This window comes from Halomonas meridiana, from assembly GCF_009846525.1.
GTDB lineage: Bacteria > Pseudomonadota > Gammaproteobacteria > Pseudomonadales > Halomonadaceae > Vreelandella.
Genome location: NZ_CP024621.1, coordinates 2,778,240 through 2,795,315, shown reverse-complemented (window position 1 = coordinate 2,795,315; position 17,076 = coordinate 2,778,240). Strand labels below are relative to the sequence as shown.

The 17,076-nt window shown below is 60.2% G+C and carries 11 protein-coding genes and 1 pseudogene; 7 read left to right on the top strand and 5 right to left on the bottom strand.

Annotated features, from left to right (window positions below; genetic code table 11):
• Positions 1 to 107: 107 nt before the first annotated feature.
• Positions 108 to 260 (bottom strand): annotated as a pseudogene (locus CTT34_RS13400) (SPFH domain-containing protein); the annotation flags it as partial.
• A 310-nt stretch (positions 261 to 570) separates the two neighbouring features.
• Here CTT34_RS13400 and copM point away from each other — a divergent pair.
• Both copM and CTT34_RS13390 read left to right on the top strand, forming a co-directional pair.
• Positions 571 to 906, top strand: coding sequence for a CopM family metallochaperone (copM, locus tag CTT34_RS13395; RefSeq protein WP_254436382.1), 336 nt, complete (start codon positions 571 to 573; stop codon positions 904 to 906).
• Between the two features lie 85 nt (positions 907 to 991).
• Complete coding sequence (locus tag CTT34_RS13390) at positions 992 to 1,705, top strand: trimeric intracellular cation channel family protein (RefSeq protein ID WP_159342870.1); 714 nt, start codon at positions 992 to 994, stop codon at positions 1,703 to 1,705.
• Here the strand turns inward: CTT34_RS13390 and CTT34_RS13385 are convergent.
• A complete protein-coding gene (locus CTT34_RS13385; RefSeq protein WP_159342869.1) occupies positions 1,702 to 4,650 on the bottom strand; it encodes a hypothetical protein in 2,949 nt (982 codons plus the stop codon). The two genes, CTT34_RS13390 and CTT34_RS13385, sit on opposite strands and share 4 nt — an antisense overlap.
• 107 nt (positions 4,651 to 4,757) lie before the next feature.
• Between CTT34_RS13385 and CTT34_RS13380 the strand changes: the two genes are divergently transcribed.
• From CTT34_RS13380 to CTT34_RS13365, 4 genes are all read left to right on the top strand, one after another.
• Positions 4,758 to 5,465: a DUF3581 family protein gene (locus CTT34_RS13380; RefSeq protein ID WP_159342868.1), complete on the top strand. Its 708-nt coding sequence runs from the start codon at positions 4,758 to 4,760 to the stop codon at positions 5,463 to 5,465.
• Positions 5,466 to 5,599: 134 nt separating this feature from the next.
• Complete coding sequence (locus CTT34_RS13375) at positions 5,600 to 6,586, top strand: TRAP transporter substrate-binding protein (RefSeq protein ID WP_159342867.1); 987 nt, start codon at positions 5,600 to 5,602, stop codon at positions 6,584 to 6,586.
• A 43-nt stretch (positions 6,587 to 6,629) separates the two neighbouring features.
• The gene (locus CTT34_RS13370; protein WP_159342866.1) at positions 6,630 to 7,166 is read left to right on the top strand and encodes a TRAP transporter small permease; all 537 of its coding nucleotides are present in this window, start codon (positions 6,630 to 6,632) and stop codon (positions 7,164 to 7,166) included.
• Complete coding sequence (locus CTT34_RS13365) at positions 7,163 to 8,428, top strand: TRAP transporter large permease (protein WP_159342865.1); 1,266 nt, start codon at positions 7,163 to 7,165, stop codon at positions 8,426 to 8,428. The genes CTT34_RS13370 and CTT34_RS13365 overlap by 4 nt, the downstream gene beginning before the upstream one ends.
• 18 nt (positions 8,429 to 8,446) lie before the next feature.
• Here the strand turns inward: CTT34_RS13365 and CTT34_RS13360 are convergent, their stop codons facing one another.
• The 3 genes from CTT34_RS13360 to CTT34_RS13350 form a co-directional block, all read right to left on the bottom strand.
• Positions 8,447 to 9,325 carry a transglutaminase family protein gene (locus tag CTT34_RS13360; protein ID WP_159342864.1) on the bottom strand — a complete coding sequence of 293 codons (879 nt, stop codon included), beginning with the start codon at positions 9,323 to 9,325 and terminating at the stop codon, positions 8,447 to 8,449.
• Positions 9,322 to 11,730, bottom strand: a complete 2,409-nt coding sequence (locus CTT34_RS13355; protein WP_159342863.1) for a circularly permuted type 2 ATP-grasp protein — start codon at positions 11,728 to 11,730, stop codon at positions 9,322 to 9,324. The genes CTT34_RS13360 and CTT34_RS13355 overlap by 4 nt, the downstream gene beginning before the upstream one ends.
• A gap of 73 nt (positions 11,731 to 11,803) precedes the next feature.
• The gene (locus CTT34_RS13350) at positions 11,804 to 15,157 is read right to left on the bottom strand and encodes a transglutaminase family protein (RefSeq protein WP_159342862.1); all 3,354 of its coding nucleotides are present in this window, start codon (positions 15,155 to 15,157) and stop codon (positions 11,804 to 11,806) included.
• A gap of 434 nt (positions 15,158 to 15,591) precedes the next feature.
• On the opposite strand from CTT34_RS13350, the gene CTT34_RS13345 reads away from it, so the two are divergent.
• Positions 15,592 to 17,076, top strand: coding sequence for a circularly permuted type 2 ATP-grasp protein (locus CTT34_RS13345; RefSeq protein WP_159342861.1), 1,485 nt, complete (start codon positions 15,592 to 15,594; stop codon positions 17,074 to 17,076).

Genomic DNA, 17,076 nt, shown 5'->3' with positions numbered 1-17,076 from the left:
GTTAAGCAGTACCGTGCCAGTGGTTTACAGCGTGACGCGCTAGCTACTACTGGCACCACCGACAATGCCACTTCTTAAGCCGCTTTCCTGACCGGAGCGGCTTTTTAGCGAGAGTTCTCTTCGTTACCGCCGATAGCGCTAAGCACCCGCTTGATGGACTCCCACTCTTCTTGGGCGCGCAAAATGGCAGATTCTTTATCGCCTTGAGTGTACAAGATGGCGGATTCACGTTGGCTCTGGGCCATAGCAGCGATACCGGACGTCAACAGCACCATCGCGCCAGCGGTCAGTTCGGGTAAGCCCAGCAACAGGACGAGTACCAGCCAGCCGTAAGCAGGGTGCTAGTCCATGTGTACTTCATGACTAGTGGCGAAGGGGATTAACAGAGTGATGCGATTAGCGCATCTTGACCTGTGGGCAGCCTGTAGGTTTTAGACTTCGATGATCTATCTTGCTAATAAGAGCGCTGCCATGCCGATCTCTAGTTCTGTTAGCCAAGTGTTAATTTCCCGGCCACTCTTTGCACACCGTATGACTGTTCCTTTATGGGTTTTAGCAGGATTACTGATCGTGCCGCCTGCTATTGCTCAGCAGCAAGTCCACTCTGGTAGCCACGGCGAGCACACCAATACCGCTCACTCTCGCAGTGATAACCCTGCGGTAGCCGCCTACCAAGCGGCCAGCGCGCGTATGCACGAAGAGATGGCGACAGCATTGACAGGCGATCCTGATGTGGATTTCGCCCAAGGTATGATTCCCCATCACGAAGGTGCCATTGCCATGGCGGAAATCGTGCTGGAGCACGGCGAAGATGACGAGATTCGTCAACTGGCTGAAGAAATTATTGCTGCTCAAGAGAGTGAAATTGCTTTCCTAAAAGAGTGGTTGCAGCGTCACGGCTATTAAGGCGACCGGCTCTCTGATCACATACACCCTTCCCGAATGAGTGATATTCTGCCCGCTTAAACAGCAGGTGATGAAGGAGAGCCGCGTGTCGGGTGTGATTTATTGGTTGGATATGGCAGGGGTGATTGTGTTTGCCCTGTCGGGCGTGATCTTGGCCTGCCGCTCGCGGATGGACCCGTTCGGTATGCTGGTGCTGGCGGCGGTGACGGGCATTGGGGGCGGTACGCTGCGTGATTTGGTGCTGGGCGTTAGGCCAGTGTTCTGGGTGACCGACCCCACCTACCTGTGGGTGATCTTGGCCACGGTGAGCGTGTCGCTGGTGGGGTTTCACTACATTCACCGGCTGTCTCGGGGCTTTTTGCCCGTAGCCGACGCCTTTGGGCTGGCGCTCTTTACCGTGATCGGCACGCATAAAGCGCTGCTGCTGGGTACCTCTGGTGTGGTGGCGGTACTGATGGGCATGATGACCGGCGTGGCGGGCGGCATGATTCGTGATGTGCTGGCCCAGCGGGTGCCGATGGTGCTGCGTGAAGAGATTTATGCCACCGCCGCCATGGCGGGCGGGATTGTGTATGTCGCGCTGCAGGCGCTCGATGCGCCGCTGACATTCGCCATTGCCGCCTCATTGAGCGTGACGCTAGGCCTGCGCTTAGCGGCAATTCATTGGCACTTGGCCCTGCCGGTGTTTGCCTGGGTCACGGTGCCGCCTAAACACCAAGACGCCAGCGCGCCGCTGTCTACACCTCAAAAGGCCAAAGAGCGCGTGCGTATGATTCGTCGAGAGCGCACACGCCGCTAAGGCCTTGGAAAGCGCTGGGCCTCTCGCCAGCGGTCAAACCAGCGCTTGGGTTGTAGCACGCGCAGGGCCGGTTCGCTGTCGTTCAGCTCCACGCCGAGGCCCACGGCGCCCAGCCGCGCATAGAGCGCGCCGTTGGCTTGGCCGTCCGCTAAGGTAACATCGGAAAGCAGAAGCAGCGGGCCGCCTGTGAGCGTGAGGTCATGCAGGCGTATTTGCTCGTCGCTCACTGTGAGTAGGGCGTGACCGTTGATGTCATGCACGTTTAAAAGCCTGCCCAGCCAGTCGCTCTCCCGGGCACGGGCGAGAAATAGCCGTGCCAGCAGCCCAGTATCGCGCATGTCTAACCGTAGCTGGCTGGTGAGGTGTATCGGGTCGCCCCAGTTGAGTTGGGCTTCTTCCATGGTGAGCTGCACCCACCAGCCTGCGTCCTGAGTGCCGTCGTCGCTTCGGCGAAAGACGTTTTCCAGGCGCAGGTAGGAGTCATTGGCGACAAAGCGGCGCGTCTCGATATCGCCCTCGGTGAGCTGTAAATGCAGCGTCACATCGCCCTTTAGGCGCTGTTCCAGTAGCGCCATCTCCGTTTCAAAAGCGCGCAGCGTGATATCACCTTGGGCGCGCAGCCCCTCTAGCAGCCATTCGCTGGCTAGGCTGGCGTTGCCGGAGAGTAGCTCAACCCCCGCATCTTCTGGCAGGTAGCGATTGTAGCGGGCAATGTCCGGCACCTCGGTAATTGGCAGCGCAACGCGGGTAGTGAAGTGTTCGGGAGCGGGGGCGTCGAGTACATTGCTAAAGCGATCGGTTTGAGTGGTGAGCGCAAAATGGCGGCCTTCCAGATGCGGGCGGTCATCATCTTGCCGACGTAGGGCGAACTGTGGAATGCCCAGCGAAAGCTGTGCTTGCTCGGGGCTATCTAGCTGGGCGGTGAGCTCGCCGCGCCCGGTGGCTAAGTAGTCGAGAAACGTCACTTCCAACTGGTTAGCATTGACCCGCAGCCGCGTAGGGGCTTGCAGCGTGTCGTCTATAAACGCGCCCTGTAAAAAAAGCTGACCGTTGCCGGAAAGCGATACGCCGTGGGCATCCGGTAAAAACGTGTTGAGAAACTCTAGTCGCTGCACGCTGCCCTCCAGCGTGAACTGCCCGCTTGGGGTGGCGTTTTGGCGCTGAAAGCGACCGTCGCGCAGCGCCAGCGTGCTCTCCAGCGCTTCGCCGGGACGTTGCGGGTCGGCCACCTGCCAGCTTAACCGCGAGCCGCTGATGTCCAGTGCTGTGCCATCCAGCGACGCTTGGTGGATGGCCAGCGCCAGCTGCATATCGCTCACCAATGTGCCGCTCTGCTCGCTCAGTTGCCAGCCGGTGGTCAGCGCGTTGCCAGCTAAATAAAGCTCTCCACTCAGTTGCTCGGTCGTGAAGCGAAGCTGACCGTGGCTGGTGGCTGAGCCGCTGTTTAACGTTAGCGGAGAAGGGCTGGGCAACACTGACGCAAGGTAGGGTTGTAGCGCTTGAATATTGGGCAGCGTTGCTTCTTCCCAGCTCAGTTGCGCCGTGGCGCTTTGTTGCGCTTGTTCGGGGTCGAGGGGGCTTTGTGCGGCTAGCGTGAGCGCTGCGTTCGCCAGTAAGGTTCGCTCCTGATGGCGCAGCGTGGCGTCTGTGAAGGCCAGCGTTGCCGCTACTTGCTCATCGGGGGAGAGCGTCGCGTCGAGCGTACCGCTGCCTTGCGCGGTGAGTTCAAGCAGCTCTGCGCCTAGCGTGGGGGCTTGAACGGTCAGCGATGCTTCATAAGGGCGCGCATCCCGCAGCGTCGCGCTCGCGGTGATACTTCCCTGGCCGGTTAGCCGAATCCCTTGGCCATCGAAGGCCGTTGCGAGATAGCGGTCAAGCATGTCTAGGCGCGTTACCTCGCCCGATAGCTCAAGTGAGGCGCCAGTGGGCAAGTCGAGCTGATCCAGGCGCTGGTTGGGGATGTGTGTAGAAAGGGCGAGCCGTGTGTTTGTAGCGTAGGGGTGCGTGTCGGCTAGCGTGACGTCTTCCAATTGAGTAGCGAAGCGTAGTTGCCTATCTTCCACGGCGAGCCTGACGCGCCCCTGGCCCGTGGCGGTATGCTGCGGCGGTGTGTCATCCGCTACCAGCCAGCGGCGCGTGTTATCGGTACTCCTCAAGCGCTGCTCATCGATAGAGAGCGCAAGCCTTGGGGCTGCTAATGTGAGTTCGCTGCCCGGCTGTAGTTGGCCCTCGGCAAGCGCAAGCTCACCTTCCAATACGCCGCTGCCTGCCAGGCTCAACCAGGGTAGCGCTTCTAGGTAGGGCATGAACACGTCCCAAGCATCCGCTTGAGCCGTGATGGCAAGCTGGGCGGTGAGGGCGTCGAGCAGCGCCTCCGTCAACGCATCGCTACTTTGCCGGGTGGAAAGTGAGTCCAGCGACGCCGTACTGCGTAGCTGAATGTCCTGCACCAGCGTGGTTTGATCGCTCAAGCGGACGAGGCGGCCTTGGGTGATGTCCAAACCTACATAAGGCACGCTAAGGGTCTCTTGGCTGAACTGGGTATCCTCGACCTTCAGCTGGCCCTCTGCCTCCAGGGCAATGTCCCCGACGGTAAAGCGGCGAATGCCGTTCGCTTCCAGTGCTTGGATATGTAGCTCTCCGCGCAGCAGGGCAAGCAGCGATAGCGACAGGGTGGCTTGGCTGGCCTCGACGGTAATCGGTAGCGCTTCGTCTTCCCGGGCTAGGTAGAGGTTGTCGACCTCCCAACGCCCTGGGTGAAGGCTCTGGGCGTTAGACCAGCGCACCTCGACCCCTTCGATGGTGGAGATTCGATGCGGTAGCCACTGGCTGTTGAGAAGCCAGTGGCTGCCGATCAGCCAGATCAGCACGAGCGCTAGCGCGCCAAACAGCAGGGCGATGAGAAGGCGAAAACGGCGTGGAGTAGCGGGCGTGTCACTCGTCATACGGGCTTCCTAGCAGATGACTCCTGTTGGCGCGTGTTTTATGGCATTATGCGCGACGTGGGGCAGTTATGGGTTTTCGATTTCAACGCTAGGCAGGCAGCAAAGCCATGTTCAAGGATTTTTACGCGCAGCGCGGAGAGTATGTGGTGATCTCCGCTGAGCAGGCCAGCCGCTTCGCTAAAGGCGTGGCCGGCGACTACAACCCGATTCACAACCCGGATGCGCGGCGTTTCTGCGTCCCCGGCGACCTGCTGTTTACGCTGGTACTGGTGAAGTTCGGGCTGTCGCGACAAATGGAATTTCGCTTCACCAATATGGTGGGGGCCGATACACCCATCAAGTTCAGTGAAACCGAGAACGGGGATATCCACGTCTGTGACGACAGTGGCAAGTGCTACTTACAGGTTGTTCGTAGTGGCGAGATGACCCGCGATGAAGCGGTGGTAGAAGGGTTTGCCCGCTGCTACGTAGCGTTTTCGGGTAAGAACTTCCCCCACTATCTCAAGCCGCTCATGGAGCAGCATGGGGTGATGTTCAATCCCAAACGTCCGTTAGTGATTTACGACAGCATGGGGTTCTGCCTGGAGCGTTTGGATGGCTTCTCGCCCAACTTGGCGCTCACGCAATCCTCGTTAGACGTACAAGGCAAGCGTGCCGATGCCTTGTTGGAGTTTTCCATCGAGTCTGCCGGTGAATCGGTCGGCGTGGGCTCGAAGAAGCTCGTGGTGAGCGGGCTGTGTGACTACGATGCCACCGAAATGGCGGCCATCGTCGACGAGTTTTATCGCTTGAAAGCCGCCTACGAAGCTGCCTAAGTAGCCGACCGCGCTACGGTGCGTTAGCGCAATGGCGGGTGCCATAAACGCCATCGCTAAGGTATTCTCAAAGCCGCTAATTAAAAAACACCCAAAGCGCCGTATGGCGCTTTGGCTGGACAACGAGGCTTTGCATGAACCGAATGAAAACGCTGACGCTTGCCTGCGCCGCAGCCGCTCTGGCCGTTTCTTCCGTTAGCGCCCAGGCGCGTGATTTCCGTTTGGGGCTGATTACCCCCGCCCAGCATCTGTGGTCTACCGAAGCCGAAGCGTTTGCCCAAACGCTGAGCGAGCGCTCAGGCGGTGAGCATAGCGTAAGCGTGTTTCCTGCTCAGCAGTTAGGTAACGAAGCGCAGATGGTGCAGCAGCTGCAAACCGGCGCGTTAGACATGGCCTTTCTGACCATTGCCGAAATCTCCAACCGCATTCCTGATTTTGGCGCGCTCTACGCCCCGTATCTGGTGGACGACGTGAATCACGCGGCGCGCCTGCTGCGCTCCGATGCCGCCGGAGAGCTGCTGGACCTGATGCCGGAAGGTGTCGGCTTGGTCGGTGTGGGTTACGGCATGGTAGGCATGCGTCAAGTATTGAGCCGCAGCCCCATCGAGAGCGCTGACGATCTGCAAGGTCAGCGGCTGCGTATTACGCCCTTCGAGCCGATCCGCGACTTCTACACCGCGACTGGCGCTGCCCCTGCGCCCATGCCGCTGTTGGAAGTCTACGATGCCCTCGCCAATGGGCAGGTCGACGCCATCGACATGGACTTCGATTCCATTCTGATTCTGAAATTCTACGAGCAGGCGAACAACCTGCTGATCTCCAACCATATGATGTTCCCGATGGTGGGGGTGGTGTCTGGGCGCGTCTGGCGCGAACTCTCTGAAGAAGATCGTGAGTTGATCGATACCGCCATGGCCGAACACCTGGAGAACGTGCTGACGGGGTTCGAAGAGATGGACGCCGCTCAGGAAGAGGAGATTCGCGGGTTGGACATCAATATCGTCGAAGCCGATGCCGAGTTCTTCTCCGAGGCGATTGCCGAGTGGGAACGTATTTGGGCACCCAAAGCGCCCATGCTGGAAACTCTGCGCGCCGAGGCGGACCGCCTGCGCGACGAGTAATCCTTAACGTCAAACAAGCCGTTGATAAAGGCCTTTAATCATCATGTTGCAACGCCTGTCCAACGGGCTGGCCCGCTGTGAAGAGATCACCGCCGCTGTCTTGGCAGCGGCGGTGACGTGTTTGATCCTTACGAACATCGCCTTTCGCGCGCTGGGCAGCCCGCTTTACTGGGTCAGTGAACTGGCGATCTACGCCATGATCTGGATGACGTTTTTGATTGCCGGGGCGGTGCTGAAACGCCGCCAGGGCATCGCGGTGACGCTGTTGAGCGACCTGCTGCCGCCAACGGGTAGAAAGCTGGTTGGCGTGGCGGTGGATGCCATGGTGCTGCTGTTCGCCCTGCTGCTGGTATGGCTCTGCTGGCGCTGGTACCAGCCGCTGACGCTGGCCCAAACCGGCTTCGATACGCGAGCCTTCCAGGGGCAAACGTTCAATTTTATCTATGCGGAAAACACCTCCACCCTCGGCATCAAGAAGTTCTGGGCGTGGCTGATCGTGCCCTGGTTTGCGCTCTCGCTGAGCCTACACGGCGTGTCGAATCTGGTGCAATCGCTAACGGCCAAGAGGGGGCGCGTATGACGGTCGTGGTGTTTCTGTTGCTGTTACTGGGGGCGGTCCCCATTGCTTTGGTGCTAGCGCTCACGGCGATGTGGTACATCCAAGCTTCCGGCAATACGGTGCTATTCGACTCCTATCCGCAGCAGCTGTTTAGTGCCATTGAAAGCTACGGCCTGCTGGCGATCCCGCTGTTCATGCTGGCCGGGGAGTTGATGAACGAGGGCGGACTCACCAAGCGCTTGATTGCCCTCGCGCGGATTCTGGTGGGCGGGTTTCGCGGTGGCTTGGCCTATATCAACCTAGTCGCCAATATGATGATGGCGGCGATTATTGGCTCGGCGGCGTCACAAATCGCCATCATGTCACGTGCCATGGTGCCTGCGATGGAGGAGGAGGGGTACGACACGCCCTACAGCGCGGCGATTACGGCGGCGGGGGGGCTGCTGTCGCCGATCATTCCGCCCTCCATGCTGTTCGTGCTGTTTGGTGTGATGGCCCAAGTACCCATTGCGGAGATGTTTATCGCCGGGCTACTGCCGGGGCTGTTATTGGGCGCGAGCTTTTTTGTAGTCATCGCTCTGGTGGGGCTGGTGCAGCAATACCCGAAAGGGCAGTGGCCCAGTCGGCAAGAGGCGCTGCACGATGCGCTATGGGGGATGCCTGCGCTGCTGATTCCAGTAATTATCATCGGCGGCATTCTGATGGGCATTGCCACGCCCACGGAGTCGGCGGCGCTGGCCTCGCTCGCGGCGCTATTGATGGGGCGCTTCGTGTATGGCGATCTGCGTTTGAGTCAGCTTCCTCAGGTGCTCACGCGCACGGCGATCAATGCCGGACTGGTGATCATGTTGATTGCCGCAGCGGGCGTGTTTGGCTGGGTGGTGATTTACGAGCAGCTGCCGCAAATGGCCGCTGAATGGATTGCCGCGCTGACCAGCAGCCCGTTTCTCTTTCTGCTGTTGGTGATTGGGGCGCTACTGCTGGTGGGAATGGTGATCGATGGCATTGCCGCGCTGATTTTGGTGGTGCCCATTTTGATGCCCATCGCCCAGAGCCAGTTTGCCATCAGCCCCTATCAGTTTGGCGTGGTGGTCTGCTTGACGCTGGTGATGGGCTTGCTGACGCCCCCGGTGGGGGCTGGGCTATTCATTGCGTCCTCCATGACCGGCGCGCCGCCGCTGAAAATTTTCCGAGCGCTGCTGCCTTTTTTATTGGCGACGCTGGTCACGCTGGTGCTGCTGGCGTGGTTGCCGTGGTTAACCAACGGGTTGATTCAACGGTGAACGTTCCACGGGCGCGGCTCAGGCCGCGCTGTTGTCGGTGAGGGGCATGACGTCCACCTCCACCTCTAGACGGTGGTCGCCGCCGCCGTTCATCACGCCTTTGAGCGGTGCTACGTCCGCGTAATCGCGACCCCACGCCAGTACCGGATGCTGTTCTCCGGCCACCGTGCCGTTGGTCGGGTCCAGCGCCAGCCAGCCCCAGTCGGGAATCCATGCGGCCAGCCACGCGTGGGAGGCATCGGCACCTATCAGCCGTGGCTGCCCAGGCGGCGGCTGAGTTTCCAAATAGCCGCTCACGTAGCGTGCCGCTAAGCCGACCGAGCGCAGTGCACCTATGGCCAGATGGGCGAAGTCTTGGCAAACCCCCCGTCGGTTGGCCAGCACCTCGCTGAGTGGTGTCGCCAGGGTGGTGAAGCTGGGGTCGTAGTCGAAGGTGTCGTAAATCAATTGGTTGAGCGCCAGCGCGGCATCGACGAGCGGGCGGCCGGGCGTGAAACAGCTGCGGGCAAACGCCGCCAGCTCGTCGTTACGACGAATGAACGGCGAGTCGAGCCGGTAGAGCTGCCGATCGAAGCGGCTGTCTTTGCTCAGCTGGTCGGCTACACGCTCCCACGCTGGCGAGCTGCCTGGCAGTGGCCCGAGTGGTTGGGTGTTGAGCGGCGTCACGACGGTCACGTCCAGCGTTTGGTGCACGTCCTCTAGTGCGAAGTAGAGCACGCGGTTGCCAAACACATCGCGCCGCTCGGCCTGCACCTGGGGCTCGGGGCTGATGGTGAGCGTGGATGCACCGCACTGCTGGTGCTGGGTTTTGCGCGGCAGCACGCGTGCCTCGCTATGGCAGAGCGTCACCGGCGCGCTGTAGTGGTAGCGTGTGGTGTGCCGCAGCGTGTAATTCATTCGTCGGGCTCCATGCTGACAAGTTGGCGCGGCCGCTCCACGTGGCTAAAGTGGCTGTGGCTAATGGCATCGGAGAGCGCGTTGAGCGGAGCAATCAGCTCGTCCAGCAGTTGCTCCAGCGCGGCCTGCGCATCCGGGGTATCGGCCAAGTGGCTGATCCGGTCGATATCGGCGAGATGCAGCGCGGCGTTGGCTTGAATGAGCAAGCGCCGTTCGGCATTCCGGTAGGGCGATGAGCTGCCGGGCAGTCGGTCCATCTGCCGCTCCAAGCGCTTGAGCATATAGCCCACCGAGCGCGGGTTGGTCTCATCGAACAGCAGCAGATCCAAAATCGCTTCTGGGTGCAGCTCGCTGCGGTAGCGCCGCCGGTAGGCGGTAAAGTTATCGGTGGTGGCAAGCACCACTTCCCATAGCGCCAGCCCCGGCGAGTGGGGTGCGTTGAGGGTGAGTTTGAGCAGCGACAGCAGCCCCAGCACGCGATCCAGGAAGCGGCCGATATCCATGAAGCGCCAGCCGTAGTGGTGGGGCATGGTTTCGTTACACAAGCCAAAGAACGCAGCGATCTGCGCAGAAAGCCCTTCGCAGGCGCGGCGTGCGGCGCTGGCGCCGAGGCTTGGATTGAACGTATCCACCCGCTGGCGCAGTTGGTGAACGACGCGCCAGGAGTCATCTCCCAGGTGGTCGCGAACGCTGCGGGCATTGCGCAGCATGTTCGCAAAGAGCGGCTGCAGGGCTTGAGGGTCGCGTTCATCGAACTGGGCCAACAGCGCCGTGCGTTTTTGTGCAAAGCCGACGAGCGGCGGTTTGGCATCCTCACCATCACGATGGAGCGTGGTGATGTCGAGGGCTAGCAGCAGCTCATCCAGCAGTTGGTCTGCGATTTCGTCCTGATCGTACTCCATCAGCCGCATCAGCGCTTCACGCAGCAAGCGGGCGCGCGCATCCAAGCGCTCGCCGTAGCGACCCAGCCAAAACAGGCTTTCCGCCACTCGGCTGGGCAGGTCGGTGCCATCGCGGGTCGCGACCACCGGGCCACGCGCTTGGCGCAGCTGGCTGACATGAGGTTGAGGCGTATTTGCGGTCACCCACACATCTTTGACGATCGGACTGCTCAGTGACGGAGACCCCGGCGTACCCACCCATGCAAGCCCGCCTGGCATGACGTGGTAGTCGCTGGGCTGCTGGCGCTGTGTCGCGACGCTGCCCGGCATCCGCGAGACGAAGCAGCGTAGGTTGAGCGTCGCTGGGGATAACCGCTGCATATGGGCATCGAACACCGGTGCCGTGGCCGGTCGAGTGCTCGTGTCGGCATTGGGCAGCAGCAGCTCTTCGCCCAGCACATGCTGGCAAAGGGCAGGCAGGTAGTCTGCTAGCTCGGCCATCTCCAGCACTCCCACGCCTAGCGCATTCGACATGGCCACACCGCTGGCGCGGGTCGCTTGTAGCAGCCCCGGCACGCCCAGTTGCGAGTCACCGCGCAGCTCCAGCGGGTCGCAGTAAGCGTCGTCGCAGTGGCGCAGCACCACATCCACGGGCTGCAATCCCCCTAAGGTGCGCAGCCATAGCTGACTATCGCGCACGACCATGTCTTGCCCTTCGGCGAGGTCGATGTTCAGGTAGTTCGCCAGATACGCGTGCTCGAAGTAGCGTGGGCTGCCAGGACCGGGGGTGAGCAGCACGATCGTTGGGTTATCGCGGTGCTGGTAGGCCAGCGCGGTCAGGGTGCGGTGGTACTTGTCCAAGAAGCCGGCCAACCGCTTGAGCGGCGCGTTGCGGTACATCTCCGGCAGCGCGCGGGCCATCAAGATCCGGTTTTCCAGCGCGAAACCGGTGCCCGAAGGGGCCTGCAGGCGATCCCCGATTACCCGCCACTGGCCGTCGGTATCTTGGATAACGTCAATGCCATGAAAGCTGATCGCGGGGCGGTCGCTGGGTTGCGAACCGTGGCAAGGCAGCAAAAAGTGGGGAGAAGCGAGAATGGCCTGGGTCGGTAGTAGCCCCGCGTCGACCAGTTTGCGCGGGCCATACAGGTCATCGTAGAGCGCATTGAACAGGCGCGTGCGCTGCATCAATCCGACTTCTAGCGCTTGCCACTGCACTTGATCGATCACCCAGGGGAGCGGGTCGAGCCGCCAGGAGCGGCCCTGGGTATCTTCGTGCATATTGAAAATCACGCCGTTTTCCGCCAGCAGGCGCTGAATCTCTTCGTGCTGCTGGTAGCGGCCATCCGCGCCGAGTGTTTCCAGGGCGTTGAGCAAGCTCTGCCAGCCGGGGCGCAGTTGCCCCTGACGATCGAGCATCGCATCAAACGTGCCGGGCTGTCCCTTGCCTAGCTGATTCGAGTAATCCTCAACGAGCCCGGCAGCGCCGAGCTCGAGCAGTGAGGGAGAGACAGGGGCGGTCATGATCCTGTTTGTCCTAAGCGGGTAGGGGGCGGATTATCCTGTAGCTAGCGCGGATAAGAAAGCATTAGCCGTTTCATGAGCGTGGGTTCCAGCGTAGATCTAGCGTGCAGGGCAGCTCCTGGCTCGGCATTTCGGGCGTAGGAACCCGATAGCCATGGGTATGGCCACTGTCGCTGAAACGCCCTAAACGGCGGGCTTCGGCTTCAAACGCATTCACAGGGAAGGTTTCAAAGCTGCGCCCTGTGGGGTGTACCACATAGTAGGTGCAGCCTGCTACTGAACGTTGGTTCCAGGTGTCGATGACATCGAACACCAGCGGCGCGTGAATCGGAATCTGCGGATGCAGCGCAGAAGGAGGCTGCCAAGCGCGGTAGCGTACCCCAGCCACGGCTTCACCGTTACGTCCGGTGGCGGCCAACGGCACCGGACGGCCGTTGCAGGTAACGACGTAGCGGTCGCCGCTCATGCCGCTCACTTTGACTTCCAAACGCTCCACCGATGAGTCGACGTAGCGTGCGGTGCCGCCTGCGGTCGCCTCTTCGCCCAGTACGTGCCAGGGCTCGATGGCTTGGCGAAGCTCGATCGAGAGCATCGGCGTATGCAGACGACCGTGCACCGGGAAGCGGAACTCCAAGAACGGCGCAAACCAAGCCAGCTCGAAATCGAGGCCATGATGGCGCAGGTCGTTGAGCACGTCGTTCAAGTCTTCCCATAAATAGTGGGGCAGCATCCAGCGGTCTTGTAGCGCACTTCCCCAGCGAACCGGTTTGGCACGGTACGGCGTTTTCCAGCAGCGGGCGACCAGCGCACGAATCAGTAACATTTGCATCAGTCCCATCCGCGCGTGGGGAGGCATTTCGAAGCCACGCAGCTCCAGTAGCCCCAGGCGGCCGCTGTCGCTATCCGGCGAATAGAGTTTATCGATACAGAACTCGGCGCGGTGAGTGTTGCCGGTCAGGTCGGTGAGAAGGTGCCGCAGTAGGCGGTCGACCAGCCATGGCTGTACTACCTCGCCCTTAGGCATTTGCTGTAGGGCAATTTCCAGTTCGTAGAGCGCTTCGTGGCGCGCTTCATCGACGCGCGGCGCTTGGCTGGTGGGGCCAATGAACAGCCCAGAAAACAAGTACGACAGGCTCGGATGATGCTGCCAGAAAGTCACTAGGCTGGCCAGCAAGTCGGGACGACGTAAGAACGGCGAATCGTCCGGGGTGACGCCGCCCAAGGTCACGTGATTGCCGCCTCCGGTGCCGGTATGGCGGCCATCCAGCATGAACTTTTCGGTACCCAGGCGTGCTTGACGCGCTTCGTCATAGAGCCGTTCGGTCTGTGCGACCAGCGTCTTCCAGCTGGCGGCGGGCATGATGTTGACTTCGATGACGCCCGGGTCGGGAGTGATCTGGAAACTTTCCAGGCGCGGGTCACGGGGCGGGGCGTAGCCTTCGATCATGACCGGGCAGGCAAGCTCGCGGGCGCACTCTTCGATGCTGCTGAGCAGGTCGAGGTAGTGCTCGAGCTGAGTCAGGGGCGGCAAGAAAATATGCAATCGTCCCTCACGGGGTTCGACACACAGGCTCGTATGGATGATCGTGTGCTCTCGATCCTCCTCTGCGCTGGGTTGCTGCTGCACCGATTCGCCTTCCGGGTGACGATGGCTTGGATGGGTGGTCTGCCCCAAGCGCTCGGCATTCGTGAAGCGGTGCTGTTCGGCGTTACGGCGGGCCACTTCGCCATGGATGTCGCCCAGCGCCGGGCGTGGGGCAAACAGCGACTGCGGCTGGGGCTGGTCTTCTGGGTCGGCCCAGGGCAGGGCAGAGAGCGGCAGGCGCAGCCCCATAGGCGAGTCGCCGGGCACCAGGAAAAGGTGGTCGCGCTTCAACGGCCAGCGACCGCTTTCCCAGCGATGCGACTGGGCGATAGAGTGGCGTAGCGGCAGCGCATAGCCAACGACCGCGCTGAGATCCTGCTCCAACAGGCGAGCGAGGCGTCGGCGCTCGGCGTCGTCTTTCAAATCAGCTTTACGTGGGTCCACGTTGATCGGCAGCGTTTGCTCTTTCCACAGGTAGTAGTAGGCATCTTCAAAGGCAGGAATCCAGTGGCGCTCGGCAATACCCAACTGTTTGCTAAGCGCACGGGTAAAGCGCTGCGCCATAGCATCATCGACGGCCACAGAGGGCGCACCCTCCATACAGGCAAGCCAGGTCGGGTCGCGCCACAGCGGTACGCCATCTTTGCGCCAGTAACAGGCCAATGCCCAGCGGGGAAGCGGCTCGCCGGGGTACCACTTGCCTTGCTGTTGTTGGATGACGCTGCCCGGAGCGTAGGCAGCTTGAAGCCGTGTTAGCAGCGCTTCGGCACGTTCGCGCTTATGTTCACCCAATGCTTCAGTGTTCCACTGGGGGCTTTCCATATCATCAATGGAAACAAACGTTGGCTCACCGCCCATGGTGAGGCGAACATCCTGCTCGTTGAGCTCGCGATCCACTTGGTCGCCTAGCTTAAGAATTTTTTCCCACTGTTGGTCGCTGTACGGTTTGGTGACACGCGGGTCTTCATGAATGCGCTCAACGCGCATTTCCACATCAAACTCCACCTCGCACTTATCAGAAAAGCCAGTGATGGCCGCAGCGCTGCCGGTGGTGGGGGTGGCGGCTAGCGGGATATGCCCTTCACCGGCAAAGAGGCCAGAGGTGGGATCGAGGCCGACCCAGCCTGCACCAGGTAGGAAGACTTCGGTCCAGGCGTGGAGGTCGGTAAAGTCCACGTCGGTGCCGCTGGGGCCATCAAGCGCTTTGACATCCGGCGTGAGCTGAATCAGATAGCCCGACACAAACCGCGACGCCAGGCCCAAATGGCGCAGTATCTGCACCAACAGCCAAGCGCTGTCGCGACAGGAGCCGCTCGCCAGGGTCAGCGTCTCTTCGCAGCTTTGTACGCCAGGCTCCATGCGCACCAAGTAGCTGATGTCTTTCTGCAGGCGTTGGTTGAGGGCGACGAGGAAGTCGACGCTGGTGGTCGGCTCGAGAGAGACGTCTTTTAGCCACTCCAGCAGCCGTGGTCCCGCTTCGGTCACCTCCAGGTAAGGGCCAAGCTCTTTGGTGAGCTCGTCGGGGTAGGTGAACGGAATCTTCTGGGCAACGTCATCCAAAAAGAAGTCGAACGGATTGATCACCGTCATCGGCGCAACGAGCTCGACGGCAATGGTCAGCTCTTTGCGCGGTTCAGGAAATACCACACGAGCATTGAAGTTACCGAACGGATCTTGCTGCCAATTCAGAAAATGATCATCCCCAGAGATAGTCAGCGAATAGGCATCGATATGAGTACGGCAGTGAGGGGCCGGGCGTAACCGGATCACATGAGGTGACAGCTTGACGGGGCGGTCGAAGCGGTAGGTCGTGCGGTGATGCAAGGCAACGCGAATGGTCATGAGCCACCCTCAAAGAAAGCCAAAAGTCACCGCGCGACGCCAGCGTAACGCGACGGTGAAGAAAATAAGTACCCAGAAGTATCGTTGGAGTTGAACTATTTTGCAGCTGCAATATGAACTAAGACGTTTAAAGAGTGTGGAAAATTGTCATCGCCTCATGAGTATTAACTTTCATGCACTATTTTGGTGCCTTTAGTTTAATGGGGGACTAAAAAGGAGCAGTGTCAGTACATTTATGCATAACAAGGGGACCAATAACGTTAGATAGAGAGAATCGCGAGTATCAAACTCGGATTAAGCGTTGAAATAGCGGGGAATATGGTACGAGTTTTGCGTGTTTATATGGTCAAGTTGCTACGTACATTGCACGCGGCAGGCCTACACTACTGAATTAAGGAAGTTGCCGCTTCCACCCTAGCGCCAGGAGAGCGCCCATGAGCCAAGTCGATTGGAATAACTATGCGTGCCGTGATTTTTACGATGAGTTGCTGGCGGCACCGGGCAAACCACGTGCTTCTGCGGATGAGTTGTGTAACATGTTGGCGCGCTTCAGCGCTGAAGAGTTAGCCGAACGCAAAACGGCGGCAGAAATTGCCATTCGCACGATGGGTATTACGTTTACCGTTTATTCAGAAGGGGCGATGATCGACCGTGCTTGGCCTTTCGATATCGTTCCCCGCATCATACCCGCCAATGAGTGGCGTAAAACGGAAGCGGGCTTGAAGCAGCGGGTGCAAGCGCTGAACTTGTTTATCGACGATCTGTATCACGAACAGAGCGTCGTGAAAGATAAAGTACTCCCCGCGGAAGTATTGGCTCAGTCGGCCAATTTCCGACCTCAATGTGTAGGCATCAATCCTCCCCATGGCGTTTGGGCACATATTTGCGGGTCTGACTTGGTGCGTGGCGGTGATGGCACGCTCTATGTGTTGGAAGATAACCTGCGCATTCCGTCGGGCGTTTCGTACATGCTGGAAAACCGCAACGTCACCAAACGCGTACTACCGGAGTTGTTCGCGTCGGGCAAGATCTTGCCGGTGGATGACTATGTCGCGCAGCTTTACGACATGCTGGCAGCCATGTCGCCGCGCCCGGGTGATGACCCACAGGTGGTCGTGTTGACACCGGGGATCTATAACTCTGCCTATTTCGAACACGCTTACCTTGCCCAACAAATGGGCGTCGAGCTGGTGCAAGGCAGCGATCTGCTGGTCGATGACGACGACGTGGTTTACATGCGCACGGTAGAGGGCCTGCGCCGTGTCGACGTGATCTATCGCCGGGTGGACGATGAGTTCCTCGATCCAGAGGCGTTCAACCCGCACTCCATGCTGGGCGTGCCGGGGCTGATGCGCGCCTGGCGCGCAGGAAAGGTCGCGCTGGCCAACGCACCTGGGGCAGGGGTTGCCGACGACAAAGTCGTCTACGCCTTCGTCCCTGAGCTGATCCGCTACTACCTGGATCAAGAGCCGTTGCTGCCGAACGTGCCGAGTTATCTATGCATGTTCGAAGAGGATCGCAAGTACGTGCTGGACCATTTGGATGAGCTGGTGGTGAAACCCGCCAACGAGTCCGGCGGCTACGGCATGCTGATCGGCCCACGCTCCACCAAAGAGACGCGCGACGAGTTCGCGCGCTTGATCAACGAAAATCCGCGTAACTACATGGCCCAGCCGACGCTGGCCCTCTCGACCACGCCAACGCTGGCCAACGGCTTGCCTCAGCCTCGCCACGTCGATCTGCGTCCCTTCATTCTCTCCGGCCCGGAAACCCACGTCACCACCGGGGGACTCACTCGCGTGGCGCTGGTCGAGGGTTCGTTGGTGGTCAATTCGTCCCAAGGGGGCGGTAGTAAAGACACCTGGATCGTCGAGACCGACGAGAACGCGGCGGGTGCCGCTGAGCAGAAAGGAGCCTAG